The organism is Marivivens sp. LCG002 (assembly GCF_030264275.1).
In the GTDB taxonomy this organism is placed as follows: domain Bacteria; phylum Pseudomonadota; class Alphaproteobacteria; order Rhodobacterales; family Rhodobacteraceae; genus Marivivens.
This window is the reverse complement of the sequence record NZ_CP127165.1, coordinates 2573550-2597597: the sequence shown is the minus strand read 5'-3', so window position 1 is coordinate 2597597 and position 24048 is coordinate 2573550. Positions and strand designations below refer to the sequence as shown.

Sequence of the window (24048 nt, the reverse complement as noted above, 5' to 3'; positions counted from 1 at the left end):
GCCATGGCCACGGGATCAGAGCTTCTCAATCGCGGCTTCGGCGGTATTCTCTCCTATTTCACCCGACACCGCACGGCCGCCAACCTTTTGCTCGTGCTCATGGTGGCCGCGGGGCTCTATGCCTATCCCAAAATGCGGGCCCAATTCTTTCCCGATGTCATTGTGGATCGCATCAGTGTCTCGGTCGCTTGGGACGGAGCAGGGGCCGAAGATGTGGACACCGCAATCGTTCAGGTTCTCGATCCGATCCTTCTCGGTGTCGAAGGTGTGACAAGCACCTCTGCCCGTTCCTCCGAAGGCCGCGCCTCGATCACGCTCGAATTCGAGACAGGCTACGACATGGAGACCGCTGCCAAGGACGTCCAAGACGCCTTGGACGGGGCGAACACCCTTCCAGAAGGGTCTGACGATCCCGTGATCCGCCGAAGCGGCTGGTCGGACGGTGTCACCGATGTCGTCATCACAGGCCCCGTCGGCGTGGACCAACTCAGCCGCTTTGCCGACGAGATGGTCGCGCGCCTCTTCGCCAAAGGCGTGACGCGCACCACCATCCTCGGCGTCGCGGCCCCCGAGACCGTGGTCGAGGTGACGTCGCTTTCGCTGCGCCAATATGATGTGACCATGGCCCAGATTGCCGCTGCGATTGCTGCCGAAGTGGACACCAATCCGGTCGGCGATGTCGCTGGGTCCTCGCGTGTGCGGGCGGGCAGCGAAAAGCGCAGCGCGGACGAAATCAACGCCATTGTCCTGCGCACCAACGCGGATGGGTCCAAGCTGACGATCGGGGATGTTGCTTCGATCACCGTCGAAGGTCCCGACCGCGACCGCGCCTTCTTTGTCGGTGAGAATGCCGCGATCCAGATCAGTGTTGTGCGCGGTGCCCAAGGCGATGCCATCGGTCTGCAAGAGGCGGTGCAGGATGTCGCAACCGAATATCAGGCGACCCTTCCATCGGGGGTCAGCGTCGATCTGATCAACACCCGCGCCGAACAGATCACGGGGCGGCTCGAGATTCTGCTTGAAAACGGGCTTCAGGGCCTCGCCCTCGTGCTCTTGCTGCTGTTCCTGTTCCTGAATGCGCGGACGGCGTTCTGGGTGGCTGCGGGCATCCCCGTGTCCATGCTTGCGGCTGTGGCGCTCATGTATTGGGCGGGCTTGACGATCAACATGATCTCACTCTTTGCGCTGATCATCACGCTCGGGATCGTGGTTGATGACGCCATAGTCGTCGGTGAACACGCCGACTTTCGGAGCCGCACCTTGGGCGAGAGCGGTGCAACGGCCTCGGAGAATGCCGCGCGCCGCATGTTCGGCCCTGTGTTTTCGGCAACCATCACGACCAATATCGCCTTCTACGGTCTTGCCATCGTCGGCGGGCGCTTCGGCGATCTGATCGAAGATATTCCCTTTACGGTCATCACTGTTCTGACCGCAAGTTTGATCGAGTGTTTCCTGATCCTTCCGAACCACCTGTCGCATTCGGTCAGAACCACGCGCAACGACCATTGGTATGACGTGCCGTCCCGCCTTGTGAACACAGGTTTTCTCTGGGTGCGAACCACGCTTTTCCGCCCCTTCATCGCGCTGGTGTTACAGCTCCGCTATCCCGTCTTGGCCGCATCGGTTCTCCTGCTTACGACTCAGCTTTCGCTATTCATCAAGGGCGACGTGCAGTGGCGTTTCTTCTCCTCGCCCGAACAGGGCCAGATCAGCGGCAATTTTGCGATGCTCCCCGCCGCCACGCGCGAAGACTCGATGGCGATGATGGCCGAATTGCAGCGCGCTGCCAAAGATCTCGGTGCGAAATACGAGGCCGAGCATGGCCTCAACCCCATCGAGTATGTCGTCACCCAGATCGGCGGCACCTCGGGGCGGGGCCTGAGCGGGACCGACAGCAAAGAAAGCTATCAAATCGGCTCGATTTCCATCGAACTGATCGAGCCCGACCTACGCCCCTATACGTCGAACGAATTCGTCTCCGAGCTTCAGCAATCGGTGCGTAACCATCCCATGGCCGAAACGGTGAGCTTTCGCAGCTGGGGTGCAGGACCTGGGGGCAACTCGCTCCAGATCGATCTCTCGGGTGCCGATGCCGATACCCTCAAAGCCGCAGCCGAAGCTCTGAAAACCGCGCTCGTGCAATTCCCCGAAATCTCGGGGCTGGAAGATTCGCTGTCGTATGACAAAGAGGAATTGATCCTGAACCTCACCCCGCAGGGCGAGGCGCTCGGGTTTGCCATCGACGATCTGGGTTCCGAACTGCGCCGCCGTCTCGCGGGTATCGAAGCGGCAAGCTATCCCGAAGGCACGCGCTCTGCGTCGATCCGTGTGCAGCTTCCCGATGATGAACTTAGCGCCGATTTCCTCGAACGGATGGAATTGCGTTCGCCCAGCGGTCTCTATGTCCCTCTCGCCGACATCGTCTCGGTCGAGCGCCGCACGGGCTTTTCGTCGGTCATCCGCGAAAACGGGATCATGCAAATCTCGGTCTCGGGCGATCTGGACGATGAAAACGCCGACCGCGCCAACGAGATCAAAGACCTTATTTCGGCTGAAATCCTCCCCGATATCGAAAGCCGCTTCGGGATCGGCACCGCCTACGGCGGGCTACGCCAGCAAGAGGCCGATTTCCTTAATGATGCCAAACTGGGGCTGACCTTTATCCTCGTGGGGATCTACCTCACGCTCGCGTGGATTTTCGCAAGCTGGACGCGCCCGCTTGTCGTGATGTCCATTATTCCCTTCTCGCTCGTGGGGACGATCTGGGGCCATAACGCATGGGGCATTCCGATGAGCATGTTCACCGTTGTCGGACTTCTCGGGATGGTCGGGATCGTGATCAACGACTCTATCGTGCTCGTGACGACGATTGACGAATACGGCAAAGAACGGGGTCTTCGCCCCGCCATCATCGACGGGGTGAGCGATCGCCTTCGCGCCGTCTTGCTGACCACTGCGACCACGGTGCTCGGCCTTGCGCCCTTACTTTACGAAGGCTCGAGCCAAGCGGAATTCCTCAAGCCCACCGTCGTAACGCTTGTTTATGGTCTCAGCTTCGGGATGGTGATGGTTCTCGTGGTGGTTCCGTCCCTGATCGCCGTGCAGGACGACATTCGCCGCCATATTCTCTCGGCAAAGCGTGCGCTGCGCACCCGTGAAAAGCGTCTCTTTGTGCCTTCGGCCATCGCTGCGGTTATGGGCGTTGCTCTCTTTGCGCTTCTGGTGGTTCCGGTCTTGGCAGGTGTGCCCCTTGTTCCGGCTTTGCCGACCAATCTCGCGGTTTCGGTCGCGCTTTTTGCTGCGGTCTTTGCGGGGCTTCTGGTGGGGATCTATCTGGTTGCGGCCTATCTGACCCGATCCAAGGATCAATCCGCCTGACAGCCTTTGATCTCGACGGCGTGACCGCTTGCCAGCACGGTAATGGTCGCGCCCGATCTGTCGAAGCTGAGCGGGGATTGCCCCATAGGGAGGATCTCGGCAAGACTGACGAGTGTATTGCCCGAACGGGTGGTCACGGCCTCGGTGACCCAATCGTCGGGGGCATGGGTCTCGATCACCACGGTTTCATCGGGGCCGAGCGCCTTCATTTCGATTATGGTCTCGACGGCAAGTCCATCCTCGGTCGGACGCACTCTGCACACAACGCGCCCCACGTTCGCTTCCTCGGCCGAAAGCGGACGATCCACCATGGCGGAAACGATTGCAGGCACACGCTCGCCCTTGGACGGAAGCAGCGTATCCACGCCAAAGCTGATCGGCATGCAAATATCCTTGCACACGCCAAGCTCGATGTTCCCCGCGATGCGCGCCTCTTTGGACGGATCGTTCAGAGTGACCATAAGCGGAAGGACAAGCCCGTCCTTATACCCGATGGTCTGCATCCCGTTGAGTTCGAAAACCTCGGGGGTCGGCCAGACGGGGGTGATGCTTGCGATGTTTTCGGAACCGCTCCAGTCGAAGTGCGGCGGAACCCCCGCTTCGCCCGGGGCGCGCCAATAGGTCTTCCATTCGGGCGCAAGATCGATCCGAAGCGCGGCGATATGGGTGCCGTTCGCACCGCGCCACCCCGCAAGGAGTTCGGGCCGCGCAATATCTCCTTCCGCCAAAGCAGGGAGTCCCAAGGTGATCAAAACGGAGGCGAATAAAGCGAGTCTCTTCATGACCGCCAATTTACCCTTACGGCGGGCATTGGAAAGTCACGTTCAGGCGACCTCTTTGAAAGGTTGCCCTTGAACCGCACCTGATTGAAGCACATCATCTAGACTATGAAACCATTTTCTTCGAACCTCGCGGGCAAGCTTCTGATCGCCATGCCGGGAATGGGGGACCCCCGTTTTTCGCAGGCCGTGATCTATGTTTGTGCCCATTCGGACGAAGGCGCTATGGGGCTGATCGTCAATAAGCCCGCGCCCGAACTCCGTTTTTCCGATCTGCTGGAACAGCTCGAAATCCCGCTGGGCGAAAGCTATCGCGACATCCGCGTGCATTTCGGTGGACCGGTCGAGACGGGGCGCGGCTTTGTCCTGCATTCCTCGGAATACCAGTCCGAGGCGGGAACGCTCGAAGTCGACGCTGGCACCTCTATGACCGCGACCACGGATGTTCTTGCGGATATGGCTGCGGGGCAGGGACCCGCGCAGTCGTTTATGGCGCTTGGCTATTCGGGCTGGGGGCCTGGTCAGCTCGAGAGTGAAATTCTCGACAACGGCTGGCTCACGAGCGAGGCACGCGAAGACATTATCTTCGGCCGCGCCAACGAACATAAATGGACCGCCGCGCTCAAACTTCTCGGCGTCGATCCATTGACCCTGTCGTCAACTGCGGGTCACGCTTAACCCGCGATCAGCGCCTTCATGATGGCCTTGGCGCTGTCGCTGTTCCAGTCGGCATCGCCCTGAAGGCGGGCGATCTCGTTGCCTTCTCGATCAAGGATCACCGTAATCGGAAGCCCGAGCACCCCCATCGCCCGCGAAAGCTGCTGCTTGCGGTCGGTGTGTTTGGGAAGGTTCGCAGCCCCGATCTCTTCAAGGAATCGCTCGATTGCGGCGGGTGCATTGCGCCCCGTGGCAATGGTCACAACTTCAAAGTCCTCGCCGCCGAGCTCGCTTTGAAGTGCGGAAAGCGACGGCATCTCTTCACGGCATGGCGCGCACCATGTCGCCCAGAAATTCACCAGCGTGATTTTCCCCTCGAATGCGGCAAGCGTAATCTCTTTGCCGTCGAAAGTCTCGAAGGCCACATCGGATGCCGCCATCGGTTCGGCATGCACCGCAAGCTTGGCCATATCGCCCGAGCGCAAAGCCGCAATATCGGGTGTTTCGGCCTGTGCAGTGTTTGCAAGAACCGCGAGGGCCGTATAAAGCAACGCAGACCTAATTTTACGCCCGTTCAAATCCAGCATGGGACCTCCGACTATGACCAAGACCTCGAACGAAATGTGGGGAGGGCGCTTTGCCGCCGGACCGGACGCAATCATGGAAGCCATCAATGCGTCGATCGGCTATGACAAACGCCTCGCTCCTCAGGACATTGCCGGATCGAGGGCCCATGCCGCGATGCTCGCTGCGACAGGCATCATTACGGATAAAGATGCCGAAGCCATTCGGGAAGGCCTCCTCACCATATTGTCAGAGATTGAAGCAGGGAATTTCGAATTCTCCACCGCTCTCGAAGACATCCATATGAACGTCGAGGCCCGACTCAAGACGCTCATCGGGGAACCTGCGGGCCGTTTGCACACCGCGCGAAGCCGTAACGATCAGGTCGCGGTCGATTTTCGCCTTTGGGTGCGCGAACAATGCGACGTGGTCGATGCCGCACTCCAAGGGTTGATGAAAGCGCTGCTGGTTCAGGCCGAAGCAGGCGCCGATTGGGTCATGCCGGGCTTTACGCACCTGCAGGTCGCCCAGCCCGTCACTTGGGGCCACCACATGCTCGCCTATGTCGAAATGCTGAGCCGTGACCGCTCGCGCTTTGCCGATGCCCGCCGCCGGATGAACGAATCGCCGCTGGGTGCTGCCGCTCTTGCGGGCACGGGCTTCCCGATCGACCGTCACATGACCGCCGAGGCTCTGGGTTTCGACCGCCCGACAGCGAACTCGCTCGATTCGACCTCGGATCGTGACTTTGCGCTCGAATTCCTTGCTGCTTCGACCATCTGCGCCATGCACCTGAGCCGCTTTGCCGAAGAGCTGGTGATCTGGTCCTCGGCCCAGTTCCGCTTTGTCGCCATGTCGGACCAATGGTCGACGGGCTCGTCGATCATGCCGCAGAAAAAGAACCCCGATGCCGCCGAACTGATCCGCGCCAAAATCGGCCGTATCCTCGGGGCGAATGTCGCGCTTCTCACCGTGATGAAGGGTCTTCCGCTCACCTATTCCAAGGACATGCAGGAAGACAAAGAACAGGTGTTCGACGCTGCCGATAACCTTCTTCTCTCGCTCGCCGCAATGACGGGCATGGTCGAGACGATGACGCCCCAGCGCGACAACCTGCGCAAGGCTGCTGCCTCTGGCTTCTCGACCGCGACCGATCTTGCAGATTGGCTGGTGCGCGAGCTTGGGCTTCCCTTCCGCGATGCGCACCACGTCACGGGCGCGCTTGTTGCCAAGGCCGAAGCCAAAGGCTGTGATCTCCCCGATCTGACGCTCGAAGAGATGCAGTCCGTGCACGCCGACATCAAAGCCGAAGTCTTCGACGTGCTCGGCGTCGAGAATTCTGTTGCCTCGCGCATGTCTTATGGTGGAACCTCGCCCCAGCGCGTGCGTGAACAGATCGCACGCTGGAAAGAGGCGCTGGCTTGAAACTCGCTCTGATCGTTCTGACGCTTTCTCTTGCGGGCTGCGGCGTGGCTGGGCCGCCCGTGTCCCCGAATGAAAACGTCTGTGCGGTTTGGGACGCGTCCTGCTGATGTCGAAACTTCGGATGGCATATCTCGCGCTTGCGCTCTGGGGTGCCATCCACCCGACGTATTACTTTGTCTCCTATATGCAGGAGACGGGCACGGGCCTCGGCGGGCTTATCGATGCTTGGTATGTGAACGCCTCGACCACGGGTCTCACTTGGGATCTCACGATTGCGGCCATCGCCCTGACGCTCTGGATTCTGGCCGAGATTTACGTGCGTCGGAACTATGTCGCCCTGATCGCCATTCCCGCTACGTTCTGCATCGGCGTAAGCTGCGGCCTGCCGCTCTATCTCTTTCTGCGCACCCGCCCCATCGAATAGCAACTTGGGGCTTGGGGTTTTCGTCTGATTTGCTATGACGCGTTAACTTTGCGCGGAGTAGCCAGATGGACCATTTTATCTACAAGAACGGCGAGCTTTATGCCGAGGACGTGCGGATCGCCGAGATCGCCGAAAAAGTCGGCACGCCGTTCTATGTCTACTCGACCGCAACTCTCGAACGTCACTTTCAGGTCTTTGACGAGGCGCTGGACGGGATGGAGCACCTTGTCTGCTTCGCGATGAAGTCGCTCTCGAATGTGGCCGTGCTCAAACTCCTCGGCAATCGCGGCGCAGGCATCGACGTTGTGTCCATCGGCGAATACCTCCGCGCCAAAGCCGCGGGCGTTCCGGGCAATCGCATCGTCTTTTCGGGCGTCGGCAAAACCCGCGAGGAAATGCGCATCGCTCTCGAAGGCGATATCCGCCAGTTCAACGTCGAGAGCGAACCCGAGATGGAGGCGCTCTCCGAGGTCGCGCTTTCGCTCGGCAAGATTGCCCCGATTGCGATCCGCGTGAACCCCGATGTGGACGCCAAGACCCATGCCAAGATCGCAACAGGCAAAAAAGAGAACAAGTTCGGCATCCCGATTTCCCGCGCCAAAGAGGTTTACGCCCACGCCGCAACGCTCAAGGGGCTCGATGTGGTCGGTATCGACGTGCACATCGGAAGCCAGCTGACCGATCTCGAACCCTTCCGTCTTGCCTATCGCAAGGTGGCCGAGCTGTGCGAAACGCTCCGCGCCGAGGGTCACAACATTCGCCGTCTCGATCTTGGCGGCGGCTTGGGCATCCCCTACACCCGTTCGAACGAAGTTCCCCCGCTCCCGAGCGATCTCGGTCAGGTGATCCGCGAGGAAGTCGGCCATCTCGGTTGCGAGGTTGAAATCGAACCGGGTCGTCTGATCGCGGGTAACGCTGGCCTCATGGTGACCGAAGTCATCTATGTGAAATCGGGCGAAGACCGCGATTTCATGATAGTTGATGCCGCGATGAATGACCTTGTGCGTCCGTCCATGTATGACGCGCACCACGATATCGAACTGGTCAAAGAACCGCAGGCAGGCGCCGAGAAACAGCCCTATGACATCGTCGGTCCGATTTGCGAGACTGGCGATACCTTTGCCAAAGCGCGCGAGATGAACAAAGTCGCCGCTGGCGATCTCGTCGCCTTCCGCTCGGCAGGGGCCTATGGTGCTGTTATGGCAAGCGAATATAACTCGCGCCCGCTGATCCCCGAGGTTCTCGTCAACGGCGATCAATTTGCAGTTATTCGCAAACGGCCTACCTATGAAGAAATGATCGCGAGGGATATCATTCCCGAGTGGCTCTGATCCGAAAGGTTCAGGGCAAACCAAAGAGGACAGCCCACTGACCGATTGGAAGCCCCAGCTCGGACACCTTCGCTATACTGTTCTGGCCACACGCGTCGGAATGGTGGCGGAACGCGTTGTCCGCGCGTTCTGGCCGGTCTGGACCATCCTGTTTCTTGCGCTTGCGCCGATCATGCTCGGCTGGCTCGATCCGCTCCCCGTCGAGGCGGTTTGGGCCTTTGCCGTGTTCTGCGTCCTTGCGCTTGCGATTGCGCTCTATATCGGCCTTCGGCGGTTCGATTGGCCAAGCGACATCGAGGCGCTGGCCCGTGTCGATGCCCGCCTCAAGGGGCGCCCCATCGCTACTTTGCTCGATGAACAGGCCATCGGGGCCGCCGATCCCGCCTCTGCCGCACTTTGGGCCGCCCATCTCGAACGGATGCGCGCCAGGACCCACGAGGCGCGGCGCGTCGATCCCGATCTGCGCATATCAAATCTTGACCCCTTCGGGCTTCGCTATACGGCGCTTTTGTTTTTTGTGGTTGCCCTTCTCTTCGGGTCGGTCTGGCGGATCGGCGACGTGGCTCAGGGTCGGATCACACAAACGGGCACGGCGGCGGCTCCCGCATGGGAAGCCTGGGTTGCGCCCCCCTCTTATACGGGCGTTCCGTCGATATATCTTGCCGATATCAAAACGCCCGTTCTGTCGGTGCCCCAAGGCTCCAAAGTCACCATTCGGCTCTATGGCGATGTCGGCGATCTCACCGTTCTTGAAACCGTTTCGGCCCGCACGAGCGGCATCGGTGCCGCCTCCGATCTGGAGCAGAGTTTCGACATCTCCCAGTCGGGCACGATCGAAATCCAAGGGCAGGGTGGGCGTGTCTGGCGCATCGAGGCCAAGCCCGACCAAGAGCCCTATGTCGAGCTCACCGCGCCTGTCTCCTCGGATGCCAAGGGCGAAATGTCCCAAGCTTTCCGTGCGCTCGACGATTACGGCGTGGTGCGTGGCAGCGCCGAGATCACGCTTGATCTGTCGCGCGTCGACCGCCGCTATGGGCTGGCTGCCGAACCCGACGAGATTGCACCGATCAAAGTCGACCTGCCCATGCCCTTTACCGGCGGTCGCGACGAGTTCGATCAAATCCTCACAGGCGATTTCAGCACCAGCGTTCTGGCCAATCTCCCCGTGACGATCACCCTCTCGGTCGAGGATGCCAGCGGCCAGATCGGTTCGGGTGATCCCGAAGAAATCATCCTTCCGGGCAAGCGGTTCTTTCAGCCGCTCGCCAAAGCGATCGCCGAGCAGCGCCGCGATATTCTCTGGTCGGCATCCAATGCCAGACAGAGCGCCCAGCTCTTGCGCGCCGTTTCTTACAAACCCGAAGGTTTCATCACCGACAATGCCAAATTCCTCCGCCTGCGCTTCATCGTTCGCCGTATGGAAGGGATGATCGAAGACGGCGTGCTCGATGACGCCGAGCGTCTGGACATCACCGAAGCCCTTTGGGATCTCGCCATCCAGTTCGAAGAAGGCTCGCTTCAGGATGCCCGTGAACGGCTTGAACGCGCTCAGGAACGCTTGGCCGAAGCCATGCGCAACGGTGCCTCGCCCGAGGAAATCCAAGAGCTGATGGACGAGCTGCGCGATGCGACGAACGATTATATGGATTTGCTCGCCGAGCAGAACCAAGGCCAAAGCGGAACCGATCAGCCCGACCAGGGACAGGAAACGACCGAGATCACCCAAGACGAACTCGATGCCCTCATGGACCGCATTCAGGAGTTGATGGAAGAAGGCCGCATGGCCGAAGCCCAAGCGCTCATGGAGCAGCTGAACCAGATGCTCGAGAATATGCAGGTCGCCCAAGGTGAGGGCGGCGGTCAAAGCGGTCAGACCCGCAGGGCCATGCGCGATTTGGGGCAAACACTCCAAGACCAGCAACAATTGTCCGACGAGTCCTTCGGCGAGCTTCAGGACCAGTTCAACGGCAATCCCAACCAAGGCGAGCAAAGCCAGAGCCTTGCCGACCGTCAACAGGCGCTGCGTGATCAATTGGGCAGCCAACGCCAAGCGGTTCCCGGTCTCGACGGCGAAGCGGGCGAGCGGGCCGAGCGGAACCTCGAACAGGCAGAGCGTTCGATGGAAGAGGCCGAGCAGGCGCTGCGCGACGGTAACCTGCCCGGAGCGATCGACCGCCAAGCCGAGGCGATGGATCGTCTGCGCGAGGGGCTGCGCGATATGGGCCAAGCCCTTGCCGAGGCCGAGCAAACAGACACCGAGCAGGCGCAGGGTCAGCAAGCGGGAGAGCAGCAAGGCCAGGTCGAACAGCCCGGACGCCGTGATCCCTTGGGGCGTCAGAGCGGTGGTCAGGGTGGCCTAACGGGTGAGGGCGACGAGCTTGGCATGAACGTCGAGCGCCGCGCCCAAGAGCTTCTCGAGGAGTTGCGCAAACGCTCGTCCGACCAAGAGCGCCCGCGTGTCGAGCTGGATTACCTCAAGCGGCTTCTCGACAGGTTCTAGCTCTGGCTCAGAAGCGCTCGCGCTTTTTCGTCCAAGAGGATGCGCAGACCGTCCACCCAATCCACAAAAGCGGACACCGTTCCTGTTAATGCGGGCACTGCATTCGTGACGGCTTCGGCAAAGACATAAACGCCAAGCCCCAAGAGGGCGACCAAAACCACAAGCCCGAACCCGAGTCCGAATCCGCCCGACTTTGCCACGGGCGGTTCGTCGTCATAGACTGGCCGTGTGGCGCTGCGCTCGGCCGTCGAGCGGAGGGTCGAGTTGATCTCTTCGATGTCGGGCAGGAGTTCACTGCGGTGGGCATGCGGCGCGCTCGGGGGCGGCACGGCTTCGCCGCGCAAACGGGCCATGCGGCGACGCGCTTCTTCGCTGCGCTGCTCTTCGGGCGTGACGGGCGGCGGTGGAGGCGCCATCTCCAGTCCAAGATCGGGCTGGCTTTCGATCGGAGCGCTTTCGGCACGCCGTTGCGCCGCTTCCCGTTCTGCCTCTTCGCGAAGAATTTCGGCAATCGAGGGGTCTAAAGTGCGTCTTTGGGGCTGGGGTGGGGCCTCTCCAAAGCCGCTTTCCTTTTCGTCGGCATAATCCGGCTCATCTTGGGTTTCGGGATTTTGCGCAGGCTCGGGCGCAAAATCATAGGGCTCGTCGGACGAAACCTCATGCGTGATCTCGTCGCCCTCTTCCTCGCGTGCCAAAGACGCGCCGGGGGTCTCGAACCATGTATGACTACAGTTAGAGCACTGAACATCCCGACCATTTTCGGGAATGACATCATCAGGTACTTCGTATTGGGCCCCGCAATTCGGGCAAATAAGCCTCATGTCGTGTCCCCCGTTCCGACCGGTTTTGACCGGCTCCATCTGCTCTTTGTTATCTTCTTCTAGCAATTTAGCAGTCAATCGCAATCCATTTGCAAGCATTCCATCCAAAGGCGGTAATTGAAATCCGCGGGTGTTTTCGGCAGAACACAGCAACACTTGAAAAGAGGTGAGCAGTGATTGAACTTGAAAACGTGGCCTACTCCTATGGTGGAGGCGAGTTATTCTCGAATGTCTCGCTCCGATTGGCACCCGGTTCGTTCCATTTCCTGACCGGACCTTCGGGCGCGGGCAAGACCACATTGCTCAAGCTTTGCTATGGCGAATTGACCGCAACGGCGGGTCATGTGCGGCTGTTCGGTATCAATCGCCGCACCATCGACCGCGACCAGATTTCGGACGTGCGCCGCCGCGTGGGTGTCGTGCATCAGGATTGCCAGTTTCTCGACCATCTTTCGGTCGCCGAGAACGTCGCGCTGCCTTTGACGGTTGCAGGACGCGCCGACGAGGCGGGCGATTACCTCGAGGACCTTCTGGCTTGGGTCGGTCTTACCCAACAGGCGGGCCAGCTTCCGCCCGAACTTTCGGGTGGTGAGCGCCAGCGCGCCGCTCTTGCGCGTGCGGTGATCATGTCGCCTGAAATGGTGATCGCGGACGAGCCGACGGGGAACGTCGATTGGGAAATGTCCCAGCGTCTTATCAAGCTGTTGGTCGAACTGAACCGCATGGGCAAATCCGTGTTGGTCGCAACCCACGACATGAACCTCATCCGCGCGACCAAAGCGCAGGTTCAGGCCCGCGTTCTGCGTCTCAAGGGCGGCCGTCTCCAGATGGCGGGGAGCGACCTATGAAGATCAACATCGGCCGCATGCTTTCATTGCTCGCGGGGGACCCGCAAGCCGATCGCGCCGTTCCTCCAACAGGGTTCACAGCGCGTCTTACGGTCTTTACCTCGGGCGCAATGGCGTTTCTGGCGGTCTTTGCCTTGGCGCTGTCATTGGCCACGGGGCGGCTTGCCGAGCGGTGGGCGTCCGAGCTTGCCCAGACTTCGACCCTTCGCATTTCCGCGCCCGAAGACCAGCTCGATGCCCAGACCAAAGCCGCGCTGCGTGTTCTTGAACAAACGCCGGGCGTAGCCGAGGCGCGCGAGCTTTCGGACGATGAACAGCGCGCATTGCTCGAGCCATGGTTCGGCCCCGATATTCCTGTCGAGAGCCTGCCGATCCCGCGACTGATCGAGATCGTCGAAACCTCGGACGGAATGGATGCAACGGGCCTGCGCGCGCGGCTTCAGGCCGAAGTGCCGGGGGCGATCCTTGACGATCACACCCGCTGGCGGGAACCTTTGGTCGCAGCCGCCAGCCGTCTGCGGCTCCTCGGGATGGTTGCGATCCTTCTCATCCTTGCGGCGATGGGGGCGATGATCACCCTTGCGGCTCAGGCGGCACTTTCTGCAAATGCCCAAGTCGTGCGCGTGATGCGTCTTGTCGGTGCGCGGGACGCCTATATCGCTGGGGCCTTTGTCCGCCGCTTCACGCTCCGTGCGCTCTCGGGTGCGACGGGCGGAACGCTCCTTGGGGTGCTGGCCGTAACGCTCCTTCCGTCCTCTGATGTCGCCGCAGGGTTCCTCACAGGTCTTGGATTTCAGGGCACAGGTTGGCTTTGGCCCTTGGTCATTCCGCCTTTGGCTGCCATCATCGCATTCGGCGCCACGCGGAACGCAGCCCTGAGGAACTTGAGGAACCAGTCATGACGCATGCAGTCCAGTGGATCAGATCGCTGATCTTTTTGGTGACGATCTATCTCGGGATGGCGGTTGTCGCGATTGCCTTCCTGCCTTGGGCCATCGTGAGCAGCAAAGGCGCTGTGGCCGCAGCCCATGCCTATTGCCGCATGGTGCTCTGGCTTGCCCGTCCCATGGTCGGGATCAAAACCGAGGTGCGCGGCACCCCGCCCACCGACGAAGTGGTGATCGCGGCCAAGCACCAGTCGTTCCTTGATATCCTGATGATCTATTCCTCTGTGCCGCACGGCAAATTCATCATGAAGCGAGAGCTTCTCTGGACGCCGTTCGTCGGGATCTACGGGCTTCGGATCGGCTGTGTTCCCGTCAATCGCGGCAAACGCGGCGCGGCGATCAAAAAGATGGTCGCCGATGTGGCGGCAGGCAAACAAAAGGGCGGTCAGCTGATCATCTATCCCCAAGGCACCCGCGTGCCGCCCGGTGTGGTCAAACCCTACAAGGTAGGCTCGGCGGTGCTTTATAAAGAACTGGGTCAGGATTGCGTGCCTGTTGCCTGTAACGTCGGGGTCGTCTGGCCCAAAACGGGGATCATGTATCATCCCGGCACCGCAGTGGTAGAGTTCCTGCCCCGTATTCCCGCAGGTTTGCAGCCCGAAGAGATGATGAAGCAGCTGGAAGGGGTGGTTGAAACCCGCTCCAACGAGCTGATGCGCGAAGCGGGCTTCCAGATATAAAAAGGGCGGGGAGTTCCCCGCCTTTTTCTTTTACGCTGCGAGACCCTTGGTCCCCATCCCGAGGAACTTGGTCCGGCGGGATTTCTTGAGCTCTTCACCAGACTTGCCCTCAAGCTCGCCCAGCATTTCGCTGATCGCGATACCCACGGATTTGATGACGTCTTTTTTGCCTCGATGCGCCCCGCCAAGCGGTTCCTTGATCACGCGGTCACAGATGGCGAGCTCCCGCAGGTCCTTGGCAGTCAGGCGAAGCGCTTCGGCGGCTTCGCGCATCTTGCCTGCGTCCTTCCAAAGGATTGAGGCACAGCCCTCGGGGGTGATCACCGAATAGATCGAGTGTTCGAGCATCGCGACGCGGTTGGCGGTCGCAAAGGCCACAGCCCCGCCCGAGCCGCCCTCACCGATGATGACCGAGATCAGCGGAACCTTGATCGCAAGGCACTTTTCGGTCGAACGCGCGATGGCTTCGGACTGGCCGCGCTCTTCTGCGCCCTTGCCTGGATAGGCACCGGGGGTGTCCACAAGCGTGATCACGGGGATGCCGAAACGGTCGGCAAGATCCATAAGGCGGATCGCCTTGCGATAGCCTTCGGGGCGGGCCATGCCGAAGTTGTGTTCGATGCGGCTCTTGGTGTCCGAGCCTTTTTCCTGACCGATCACCATGACGGGACGGCCGTTGAAACGGGCAAGACCCCCCATAACGGCGTGGTCGTCTGCAAAGCCGCGGTCGCCTGCAAGCGGGGTGAACTCGGTAAAGAGCGCGTCGATATAGTCTTTGCAATGCGGGCGGTCGGGGTGACGCGCCACCTGGCATTTGCGCCAGGGTGTCAGCGAGCCGTAAAGCGTCTTGAGCATTTCCTCGGCTTTTTTGTCGAGAGCTTGAGCTTCTTTCTCGACGTCGGCCTCGGGATTTTCGCGGGCCATCGCGCGAAGCTCTTCGGCTTTGCCTTCGATTTCAGCCAGCGGTTTTTCAAACTCGAGATAATTGGTCATAGGTCGCCTCACGCAAGATTACCCCGATATAAGTCGGCAAGAGGGGTCTTTGCAACTCGGCTTTCGGTCAACAAAAAAGGCGGACCGCTTTGGCCCGCCTTTCTATAGGGTGTGATCGGGTCTTATGCGCCCGCGATCATCTCGGCCTGACGGACGATAACCTCGGCCTGTTTGATCGATGCGATATCGACGAGACGGCCCTTATAGACGGTTGCGCCTTCGCCGCGCGCCTTGGCCTCTTCCATGGCGGCAAGGATTTCGCGGGCCTCAGAGACCTTGGCTTCGGACGGTGTAAAGACCTCGTTGGCAAGGGCGATCTGCTTGGGGTGGATGGCCCATTTGCCGACCATGCCAAGCGTCGCGGAGCGTTTGGCCTGAGCGATGTAGCCTTCGTCATCCGAGAAGTCGCCGAACGGACCGTCCACGGGCAAGAGGCCGTGGGTGCGGCAGGCGGCGACGATGGCGGTCTGCGCCCAGTGCCACGGATCGGACCAATACTTCGCGCCCTCTCGTAGCATGTAGTAATCTTCCTGCGTTCCGCCGATGCCTGTGGTCTGCATGCCCATAGAGGCGGCAAAGTCCGCAGCGCCAAGGCTAATCGCCTGCATACGCGGAGAGGAGGCAGCGATGGCTTCTACGTGAGCAATGCCTGCGGCGGATTCGATGATAACCTCGAAGGAAATCGGCTTGGTGCGGCCCTTGGCGCGCTCGATGGCTGTAACCAGCGCATCCACGGCATAGACGTCTTCGGCGCAGCCCACTTTCGGGATCATGATCTGGTCGAGACGGTCGCCCGCCAGTTCCAAAAGGTCCACCACATCGCGATACCAATAGGGCGTGTCGAGCGAGTTGATGCGCACCGAAAGCGTCTTGTTGCCCCAATCGACGGTATTGATCGCTTCGATTGCGTTGGCGCGAGCCATGTCCTTGTCCGAAGGGGCAACAGAGTCCTCGAGGTCGATATTGATCACGTCAGCGGCAGAGGCCGCCATCTTGGCAAAGAGCTTGGTATTCGAGGCAGGGCCAAAGAGCTGACAGCGGTTCGGACGCGCGGGAGCGGGGGGCTGAAGTCTGAAGGACATGGTTCGCCTTGTAATCTTGTTTCAATCGAATGGTTAATTTTTGTTATTATGTTGCTTTTGCAATCGCAACAATTTTCTCGCACATGCAGCAATTGGTCGTAGGCGGGGCATTGTGGGGGCGTCGGCGCTTGGCTAGGGTTCGCGCGAGGACGAGGAGAGATGTGATGCAGGTTCAGGCGGTTATCGAGCGGTTTCCTTTGGCGCGGGTTTTTACGATCTCGCGCGGGAGCAAGACCCATGCAGAGGTCATAACCGTGACGATCACTGATGGCGACTTTGTCGGGCGGGGGGAATGTGTGCCCTATGCCCGCTATGGCGAAACGCTTGAGAGCGTCTTGGCCCAGATCGAGGGGGCGCGGTTTGCGGATCGGGCTTCGTTGCAGCATGCCTTGCCGCATGGCGCGGCGCGCAATGCTCTGGACTGTGCGCTCTGGGATCTTGAGGCGAAGCGGGCGGGACGGCGGATCTGGGAGCTTGTCGGCGAGCCAGCGCCCGAGGGGATCGTCACGGCCTTTACCCTTTCGCTGGGCAGCCCTGAGGCGATGGAGCGGCAGGCGGCGGAGAATGCCACGCGGCCTGTGCTCAAGATCAAGCTCGGCACGCCTGACGATCTCCCTCGTTTGGAGGCGGTGCGGCGCGGCGCGCCCGACGCTGCGTTAATCATTGACGCGAACGAAGGCTGGTCGGAGCAAGATTATTTGACGCTCCTTCCGCATCTTGAACGGCTTGGCGTTGTGCTGGTCGAGCAACCATTCCCCGCGGGGAAGGATTCAGCGCTCGAAACCCTCCCGAGGCCCGTTCCGATCTGTGCGGACGAGAGTTGTCACGTGGAATCGGACCTTTTTGCCCTTAGAAACCGTTACGATTTCGTCAACATCAAGCTCGATAAGGCAGGAGGTCTTAGCGAAAGCTTGCGCCTGCGTGACGCAGCCGTTGCGGCGGGTTTCGGGGTTATGGTCGGCTGTATGGTCGGCTCTTCGCTTGCCATGGCCCCCGCGATGGTTCTTGCGCATGGGGCGGGGTTCGTCGATCTGGATGGGCCGCTTCTGTTGGCGCGGGATCGGGAGAACGCCATTCCGTTTCAAGGCTCGGAGCTCGGGCGATATTCATCTGCTTTGTGGGGTTAGTATCATCGGTTGAATCGCGCAACCTGAGGGTGCTAGCCTGTCTCATTCGCGCTCTTTCGGATCGGTTTTTCGATACGAAAGAGAGAGATGTGCCTACGATGTCTTATTGGAATCCGTTCCTTAAATCTATACCTACCCCCCGCTGTCGCTGGTTAATTCGAGGGCCGAGTAAATATTGTGGGCACAACATTAAAGAAACTTCTGCGTGTGGGGTCTGGGCAAGCTGTTTTGGCAGGCCTCGATCTAGAGGGCAGTGCCTCTTTTGACTGGATCGCAGAACTCGCTGCGCTTTCGACCGATTATGATGCGGCTTTTGTTGCCCTGCTTGACCAAGACAATGTGACAGTGATCGGCTCTTATGGGGTCGCGCTTGATGCGTTCAAAAAGACGATGGCCAGTCGTCAGTTGAATCAACCGATTGTTTGGAGTCCAGACGTCGATGCCGCCTTTCCCGCTTCCCCGCTCGTAAACGGCACTTATGCGAGCGCCAAGACTTGGCTCAGCGCGGGCATTTACCTCTATGGCGAGTTTGTCGGATTTATCGGTGTGTTTACCGAGCGTCGGCTTAAAGCCGTATCGCAAGAGCAAGAACGAACAATGGTCGATCTTGCCGAAATTGCGGGCGAGATGATCCGCACGAAAGCTTCGCTCAAGTTGATACTGGGTGATGTGTTCAGTCTGGTGAATAGGTGAGCGATGGTGCGGGATAGCTTTCATCAGGTCCTTGGCCAGTTGGAAGACGAAGCGGATCTTGCGAACCTCGCGATGTCGCCCAGTCCGATTTTCGACAAGTTGGCCAAACTGGCGTGCCATTTGGCGTCGCGCAGTGATGCGCGCGTGTTCTTGAATTTGCGCGATAAGCAGGTTGCCATCGGCTCTCATGGTGATCCTGACTGGATTGCACGAAACGCCCCAATTGCCCAAGACGGGCGCCAGTATCCTGCTTTTGTGGATATTCCCGATGGGGAGAACTATTTCGGGTCGCAGGTCGAACCGGTCGTCGTGGACGGTGAGGTCTTTGCGCCGAGTTGTCTTTGTCTCGTCGGGCTTGGAGCCGAAGGCGCACGCTATGGATCGATCGTGGTGTTCGACTTTGAAAAGAAAGGCGCGATACCGTACGAGGTTCAGCAAGAGCTTTTGCTTTTGGGGCGGCTCGTATCCCATCTCATCGAAGTGAGCTCTTCTCTCAACATTCTCAAAATGGATTTGGACCGGCTTTTGCATTAAAGCGGTGGCGGGTCGCCTTGAGGCTTGACGCAAGGCAGCAGTTGACCCATGACGCATGCGTCATTTTAAGAGGAAACTGCTATGACTCGCATTGTCTATGTAAACGGCGAATATCTCCCCGAAACCGAAGCCAAGGTTTCGATCTTTGATCGCGGTTTCCTTATGGCGGACGGCGTTTACGAAGTGACCAGCGTGCTTGACGGCAAGCTGGTGGATTTCGAAGGCCATGCCGTGCGCCTTGAACGGTCGCTGAGCGAGCTCGACATGGCGTCGCCCGTGACCAAGGACGAGCTTTTGGCGATCCACCGCGAATTGGTCGCCAAGAACGGGATCGAAGAGGGGATGGTTTACCTCCAGATCACCCGCGGCGCACCCGGCGATCGTGATTTCGTGTTCCCTGATCCCGCAGTGACGCCGTCGACCATCGTTCTCTTTACCCAGAACAAGCCCGGTCTGGCCGATAGCCCCGCCGCGAAAACGGGGATGAAGGTGATTTCGGTCGACGACATCCGTTGGGGCCGCCGCGATATCAAGACGGTCCAGCTTCTCTATCCGTCGATGGGTAAGATGATGGCCAAGAAGGCGGGCTGCGATGACGCTTGGATGGTCGAAGATGGTTTCGTGACCGAAGGCACCTCGAACAACGCCTATATCGTCAAGGGCAACACGATCATCACGCGCCAGCTTAGCAACGATATTCTCCACGGGATCACCCGCGCTGCGGTTTTGCGGTTCGCCAAAGAAGCGCAGATGCAGGTGGAAGAGCGGCTCTTTACGATCGACGAGGCGAAAGAGGCGGACGAGGCATTCGTCACCTCTGCGACGACGTTCGTGATGCCTGTGGTCGAGATCGACGGTGCGGCCATCGGCACGGGTAAACCGGGGTCCGTTGCGGCGCGTCTGCGCGAGATCTATCTCGAAGAGAGCCGCAAGGCTGCGATCTGATCTTTGGCGAGTGCCAAGAAAAAAGGCCTCCGGTTTTCGGGGGCCTTTTTGTTTGGTTACTTGGTGTCGCCGACGTTCTCGGCAAAGGCCTTTTTAAAGGCTTCCTGCTTGCCTGTATCGGCCTCGGTCTGGAATTTGTCGCGCCAGGCGTCATAGGGCATGCCGTAATAAATCTCGCGGGCTTCGTCCTTGGTCATGTCGATGCCGCGTGCGTTTGCGGCTTCTTGATACCAGCGGCTAAGGCAGTTGCGGCAGAACCCTGCAAGGTTCATCAGATCGATGTTCTGAACGTCGGTGCGTTTCTCCATCAGGTGTTCGCGTAGGGCGCGGAAGGCGGCTGCTTCGAGTTCGATGCGGGTCTGATCGTCCATGGGTTTCCCTCTTGAGTCGGTCTCTTGCGGGGCAAGGTGCCTGTAAAATACGCGAAAGTCTTGGGCCAAGGTGTCGCTTTGGTGTTACTTGGGGCGCATATTCGGAGTAGGAAAGCCCCAGATCGGGCTTTTTCGCCCAGAACCCCAAATTTTTTGCGTTCCAAGTGCTCCTTAAGTCTTATGCAGTTGAGACCCGAGACGTTTTGCGCAATAAGGGGCCAAATCGGTCGTTACCGCTAACGGCCACGTCGAGACGACAGACTAGGAACGCCGTATGCATCGCCACCGTAACGTAAAGATTGTTGCCACCCTCGGGCCCGCTTCTTCGAGCTATGAGATGATCCGTGCTTTGCACGAAGCCGGTGCGGATGTGTTCCGCCTCAATATGAGCCACGGCATCCACCACGAAATCAAAGAGCGCTATGACATCATCCGTCAGGTCGAGAAGGATTGCGGTACGCCGATCGGCATTCTTGCCGACCTTCAGGGGCCCAAGCTCCGCGTCGGCACTTTTGCGAACGGCGAAGAGGAATTGGTCGTCGGTCAGGACTTCCGTCTCGATCTCGATGAAGCCGAAGGCGATGCGACCCGCGTGCGTCTTCCGCACAAGGAAATCTTTGACGCGCTGGAACCCGGTGCCTCGCTTCTCGTCAATGACGGCAAGATCCGTCTCAAGGTCAAAGACTGCGGTCGCGACTTTGCGAACTGTGAAGTGATCGTGGGCGGCACCATTTCCAACCGCAAGGGCGTGAACGTTCCCGACGTTGTGCTGCCGCTGGCCGCTCTGTCGGAAAAGGACCGCAAGGACCTCGAGTTCGTGTGCGAGCTGGGTGTCGACTGGCTTGCGCTTTCGTTTGTCCAGCGTCCCGCCGACGTCGAAGAGGCCCGTGTTCTGGCCAAGGGTCGCGCTGCGATCCTCTCCAAGATCGAAAAGCCTGCCGCTGTGAAGGCCTTTGATGAAATCCTTGCGGTTTCGGACGGTATCATGGTGGCGCGCGGCGATCTGGGTGTGGAACTTCCCGTTTCGAACGTTCCGCCGATCCAGAAGCGTCTTATCCGCAAAAGCCGCGCGGCCGGTAAGCCCGTCATCGTTGCAACCCAGATGCTCGAGTCGATGATCGAAAGCCCGATGCCCACCCGCGCCGAAGTGTCGGACGTTGCGACCGCGATTTACGAAGGTGCGGATGCGATCATGCTTTCGGCGGAATCGGCCGCTGGTCAGTTCCCCGTCGAAGCCGTCACCACCATGAGCAGCGTTGCCGCTCAGGTCGAATCCGATCCGACCTATGTCGAGATCATCGAAAGCTCGCGCCGTATCGAGCACGCCACCGTTGCCGACGGTATCGTTGCTGCGGCCCGCGAGATCGCGGAAAAGACCAACGTCAAAGCCATCTGCTGCTATTCGCAGTCGGGCAAGACCGCGCTTCTTGTTGCGCGCGAGCGTCCGCGTGTGCCGATCATCGCTCTGACCACTCTGGATCGCACCGCGCGTCGTCTTGCTCTGTCATGGGGTGTGAACACCGTGCTGACGGGCGAGGTCGACCGCTTCAAGACGGCAGTGATCGCGGCTGTGCGTGCGACCAAGTCCGAACTTGGCGCGACCGAGGACGATATGATCGTCGTGACCGCAGGCGTTCCGTTCAACACGCCGGGGTCGACGAACATTCTTCGCGTGGCACCTTGTGCAGAACGTTTGATTCTCAGCTCGGAAGCAGAGTAAGGTCGTCCCCGAGTTCAACCTTTGGGGGAAATGATGGACGCTGATCTTTATCTTGTCATCGGGATCATTCTTGGTGCCCTGTCGCTTCCGTCTATCGTCGGTGCCATTTCGGAAGGCCGCGCTCCCCGCGCGGCCTCTATCGTTATCATGGTCGCGGGCTTCATGGTCGTTTATGCGCTCCAGCACCGCACCTATACGATCAACGATATTCCGAACGCCTTTGTTCGGGTGATCGGGCGCTATATCAATTAGCGCTTGCCAATAGAGCGAAGCTGTCCTACACGGCCGCTTCAACCCGTGCGTCCGGCTTGTGGCATGCCGAGTCGCGCGTAATTCACCAACTCGTAAGAGGAGATGAAAATGCCCAAGATGAAGACCAAATCGAGCGCCAAAAAGCGCTTCAAAGTGACCGCCTCCGGTCTGGTAAAAGCAGGTCAGGCCGGCAAACGCCACGGCATGATCAAGCGCACTACCAAGTTCATTCGTGACGCACGTGGGACCACGACACTCTCCGCGCCCGACGCGAAGATCGTCAAATCCTACATGCCCTACGACCGCTAAGGAGGCCTGAACAATGTCGCGCACTAAAGGTGGTACCGTTACCCATCGTCGTCACAAGAAAGTCCTTGACGCTGCAAAAGGTTATTATGACCGCCGCGGCCGGACCTTCAAAGTTGCCCGTCAGGCCGTAGACAAGGCCAACCAGTACGCAACTCGTGACCGCAAGAACCGCAAGCGCAACTTCCGCGCTCTGTGGATCCAGCGTATCAACGCAGCTGTCCGTGCATTTGACGAATCGCTGACCTATTCGAAGTTCATCAACGGTCTGGCCAAAGCCGGTATCGAAGTTGACCGTAAGGTTCTTGCCGATCTCGCCGTTCACGAGCCCGAAGCGTTTAACGCGATTGCCGAAAAAGCAAAGGCTGCTCTGGCTGCCTAATCGCCCCGCTGACCGATTTGAAGGCCGTCCCATGGGGCGGCCTTTTTCGTTTGGGCCACAGGTGCCCTCAAATACCGGCCAAATGGGTCGCAGTCCTTGTGCGATACGGGCCGGCGCGGTAATTGCCGTGCAAGAAAAGATCGAAGGGCACGATATGGAAGACCTTAAATCGAAATACCTCGGCCTGATTGCCGCCGCTTCGGACGAAGCCGCGATCGAGGACGTGCGTCTGGCCGCTTTGGGCAAGAAGGGCGAGATCAGCCTTCAGATGCGCGAGCTGGGCAAGATGTCCCCCGAAGAGCGCATGGTCGCAGGCCCCGCGCTCAACGCGCTCAAGGACGAGATCAACAGCGCGCTCGCCGCGAAAAAGACCGCGCTGGCTGATGCCGCGCTCGACGAGCGTCTGCGTTCGGAATGGCTTGATGTGACGCTGCCCACCCGTCCGCGCCGTGTGGGGTCGATCCACCCGATCAGCCAAGTGACCGAGGAAGTGACCGCGATTTTCGCGGATATGGGCTTTGCCGTGTCCGAGGGTCCGCAGATCGAAAGCGATTGGTATAACTTCGACGCGCTCAACATTCCGGGTCACCACCCTGCGCGCGCGGAAATGGACACTTTCTATACCCACCGTGCCGAGGGGGATGACCGTCCGCCGCACGTGCTGCGCACCCATACTTCACCCGTGCAGATCCGCGCGATGGAGGCCCAAGGCGCTCCGATCCGCACCATTTCGCCCGGCCGAGTGTATCGCGCCGACTATGACCAGACCCATACGCCGATGTTCAATCAGGTCGAAGGGCTTGCCATCGACACCGATATTTCCATGGCGAACCTCAAATGGGTTCTGGAGGAATTCCTTTCGGCGTTCTTCGGCACCAAGGTCAAGACCCGCTTCCGCGCCTCGCACTTCCCCTTTACCGAACCGTCGGCCGAAGTGGACATCCAGTGCCAGTGGAACAACGGTTCTGTCACTGTGGGCGAGGGCAACGACTGGCTCGAAGTCCTTGGATCGGGCATGGTGCACCCAAAGGTGCTTGCTGCCGCCAAGATCGATCCGAGCATTTATCAGGGCTTTGCCTTCGGGATCGGCATCGACCGTATCGCCATGCTGAAATACGGCATCCCCGATCTGCGGGCCTTCTTTGACAGCGACCTTCGCTGGCTCCGTCATTACGGGTTCTCGGCACTTGACGTGCCGACCCTCCATGGTGGGCTGAGCCGCTAAGTGGCGCCGAGCGCTTGAACGAAATGTGCGGGACCGAAAGCCCGCAGGCCGAATTGGACAAGAG

24 protein-coding genes are annotated in these 24048 nt (G+C 59.7%); 18 read left to right on the top strand and 6 right to left on the bottom strand.

Translation table 11 applies throughout. The features are described 5' to 3' along the window. The first annotated feature begins 3 nt into the window (after positions 1–3). Positions 4–3378: an efflux RND transporter permease subunit gene (locus QQG91_RS12840; protein WP_285770622.1), complete on the top strand. Its 3375-nt coding sequence runs from the start codon at positions 4–6 to the stop codon at positions 3376–3378. On the opposite strand, the gene QQG91_RS12835 is transcribed toward QQG91_RS12840, so the two are convergent. After that, entirely contained in the window at positions 3366–4160 is a 795-nt protein-coding gene (locus QQG91_RS12835) for a protein-disulfide reductase DsbD domain-containing protein (protein WP_285770621.1), read from the bottom strand. The two genes, QQG91_RS12840 and QQG91_RS12835, sit on opposite strands and share 13 nt — an antisense overlap. Positions 4161–4265: 105 nt before the next feature. Here QQG91_RS12835 and QQG91_RS12830 point away from each other — a divergent pair, with 105 nt between their 5' ends. Beyond that, entirely contained in the window at positions 4266–4835 is a 570-nt protein-coding gene (locus QQG91_RS12830) for a YqgE/AlgH family protein (RefSeq protein ID WP_285770620.1), read from the top strand. Here the strand turns inward: QQG91_RS12830 and QQG91_RS12825 are convergent. Continuing rightward, positions 4832–5401, bottom strand: coding sequence for a TlpA family protein disulfide reductase (locus tag QQG91_RS12825; protein ID WP_285770619.1), 570 nt, complete (start codon positions 5399–5401; stop codon positions 4832–4834). The two genes, QQG91_RS12830 and QQG91_RS12825, sit on opposite strands and share 4 nt — an antisense overlap. 13 nt (positions 5402–5414) lie before the next feature. On the opposite strand from QQG91_RS12825, the gene argH reads away from it, so the two are divergent. From argH to QQG91_RS12805, 4 genes are all read left to right on the top strand, one after another. Then, the gene (argH, locus tag QQG91_RS12820; RefSeq protein ID WP_285770618.1) at positions 5415–6803 is read left to right on the top strand and encodes an argininosuccinate lyase; all 1389 of its coding nucleotides are present in this window, start codon (positions 5415–5417) and stop codon (positions 6801–6803) included. A 106-nt stretch (positions 6804–6909) separates the two neighbouring features. Continuing rightward, positions 6910–7227, top strand: a complete 318-nt coding sequence (locus QQG91_RS12815; protein ID WP_285770617.1) for a DUF2834 domain-containing protein — start codon at positions 6910–6912, stop codon at positions 7225–7227. 65 nt (positions 7228–7292) lie between these two features. Further along, positions 7293–8558, top strand: coding sequence for a diaminopimelate decarboxylase (gene lysA / locus QQG91_RS12810; protein ID WP_285770616.1), 1266 nt, complete (start codon positions 7293–7295; stop codon positions 8556–8558). Beyond that, positions 8536–11058: a DUF4175 domain-containing protein gene (locus QQG91_RS12805; RefSeq protein ID WP_352232130.1), complete on the top strand. Its 2523-nt coding sequence runs from the start codon at positions 8536–8538 to the stop codon at positions 11056–11058. Before lysA ends, QQG91_RS12805 begins: the two co-directional genes overlap by 23 nt. Here QQG91_RS12805 and QQG91_RS12800 read toward each other — a convergent pair. Next, positions 11055–11879 carry a zinc-ribbon domain-containing protein gene (locus QQG91_RS12800; protein WP_285770614.1) on the bottom strand — a complete coding sequence of 275 codons (825 nt, stop codon included), beginning with the start codon at positions 11877–11879 and terminating at the stop codon, positions 11055–11057. The two genes, QQG91_RS12805 and QQG91_RS12800, sit on opposite strands and share 4 nt — an antisense overlap. Before the next feature lie 173 nt (positions 11880–12052). Between QQG91_RS12800 and QQG91_RS12795 the strand changes: the two genes are divergently transcribed. The 3 genes from QQG91_RS12795 to QQG91_RS12785 are packed head-to-tail and all read left to right on the top strand — an operon-like array spanning position 12053 to position 14354. Further along, entirely contained in the window at positions 12053–12727 is a 675-nt protein-coding gene (locus tag QQG91_RS12795) for a cell division ATP-binding protein FtsE (protein WP_285770613.1), read from the top strand. Then, positions 12724–13629 (top strand): cell division protein FtsX, encoded by a 906-nt coding sequence (locus tag QQG91_RS12790; RefSeq protein ID WP_285770612.1) that lies wholly within the window; start codon positions 12724–12726, stop codon positions 13627–13629. The genes QQG91_RS12795 and QQG91_RS12790 overlap by 4 nt, the downstream gene beginning before the upstream one ends. Continuing rightward, positions 13626–14354 carry a lysophospholipid acyltransferase family protein gene (locus QQG91_RS12785; protein WP_285770611.1) on the top strand — a complete coding sequence of 243 codons (729 nt, stop codon included), beginning with the start codon at positions 13626–13628 and terminating at the stop codon, positions 14352–14354. The genes QQG91_RS12790 and QQG91_RS12785 overlap by 4 nt, the downstream gene beginning before the upstream one ends. Positions 14355–14384: 30 nt before the next feature. Here QQG91_RS12785 and QQG91_RS12780 read toward each other — a convergent pair whose 3' ends face one another. After that, the gene (locus tag QQG91_RS12780; protein WP_285770610.1) at positions 14385–15347 is read right to left on the bottom strand and encodes an acetyl-CoA carboxylase carboxyltransferase subunit alpha; all 963 of its coding nucleotides are present in this window, start codon (positions 15345–15347) and stop codon (positions 14385–14387) included. Positions 15348–15469: 122 nt separating this feature from the next. Then, positions 15470–16429 carry an L-malyl-CoA/beta-methylmalyl-CoA lyase gene (locus QQG91_RS12775; protein ID WP_285770609.1) on the bottom strand — a complete coding sequence of 320 codons (960 nt, stop codon included), beginning with the start codon at positions 16427–16429 and terminating at the stop codon, positions 15470–15472. Between the two features lie 164 nt (positions 16430–16593). Between QQG91_RS12775 and dgcA the strand changes: the two genes are divergently transcribed. The 4 genes from dgcA (at position 16594) to QQG91_RS12755 (ending at position 19728) form a co-directional block, all read left to right on the top strand. After that, complete coding sequence (gene dgcA, locus QQG91_RS12770; protein ID WP_285770608.1) at positions 16594–17556, top strand: N-acetyl-D-Glu racemase DgcA; 963 nt, start codon at positions 16594–16596, stop codon at positions 17554–17556. A 207-nt stretch (positions 17557–17763) separates the two neighbouring features. Continuing rightward, a complete protein-coding gene (locus QQG91_RS12765; protein WP_285770607.1) occupies positions 17764–18249 on the top strand; it encodes a hypothetical protein in 486 nt (161 codons plus the stop codon). A gap of 6 nt (positions 18250–18255) precedes the next feature. Next, positions 18256–18783: a hypothetical protein gene (locus QQG91_RS12760; RefSeq protein WP_285770606.1), complete on the top strand. Its 528-nt coding sequence runs from the start codon at positions 18256–18258 to the stop codon at positions 18781–18783. 81 nt (positions 18784–18864) lie between these two features. Continuing rightward, complete coding sequence (locus tag QQG91_RS12755) at positions 18865–19728, top strand: D-amino-acid transaminase (RefSeq protein ID WP_285770605.1); 864 nt, start codon at positions 18865–18867, stop codon at positions 19726–19728. 56 nt (positions 19729–19784) lie between these two features. Here the strand turns inward: QQG91_RS12755 and QQG91_RS12750 are convergent, their stop codons facing one another. Continuing rightward, positions 19785–20099 carry a DUF1244 domain-containing protein gene (locus QQG91_RS12750; protein ID WP_285770604.1) on the bottom strand — a complete coding sequence of 105 codons (315 nt, stop codon included), beginning with the start codon at positions 20097–20099 and terminating at the stop codon, positions 19785–19787. 274 nt (positions 20100–20373) lie between these two features. Between QQG91_RS12750 and pyk the strand changes: the two genes are divergently transcribed. The 5 genes from pyk to pheS all read left to right on the top strand — a co-directional run bounded on the left by pyk (position 20374) and on the right by pheS (position 23984). After that, positions 20374–21819, top strand: a complete 1446-nt coding sequence (gene pyk / locus QQG91_RS12745) for a pyruvate kinase (RefSeq protein ID WP_285770603.1) — start codon at positions 20374–20376, stop codon at positions 21817–21819. Positions 21820–21852: 33 nt separating this feature from the next. Further along, on the top strand, positions 21853–22071 hold the full coding sequence (locus QQG91_RS12740; RefSeq protein ID WP_285770602.1) for a hypothetical protein: 219 nt from the start codon (positions 21853–21855) through the stop codon (positions 22069–22071). A gap of 108 nt (positions 22072–22179) precedes the next feature. Next, a complete protein-coding gene (gene rpmI / locus QQG91_RS12735; protein WP_285770601.1) occupies positions 22180–22380 on the top strand; it encodes a 50S ribosomal protein L35 in 201 nt (66 codons plus the stop codon). Between the two features lie 13 nt (positions 22381–22393). After that, positions 22394–22759: a 50S ribosomal protein L20 gene (gene rplT, locus QQG91_RS12730; RefSeq protein WP_285770600.1), complete on the top strand. Its 366-nt coding sequence runs from the start codon at positions 22394–22396 to the stop codon at positions 22757–22759. A 154-nt stretch (positions 22760–22913) separates the two neighbouring features. Continuing rightward, positions 22914–23984: a phenylalanine--tRNA ligase subunit alpha gene (pheS, locus tag QQG91_RS12725; RefSeq protein ID WP_285770599.1), complete on the top strand. Its 1071-nt coding sequence runs from the start codon at positions 22914–22916 to the stop codon at positions 23982–23984. Positions 23985–24048: the final 64 nt, after the last annotated feature.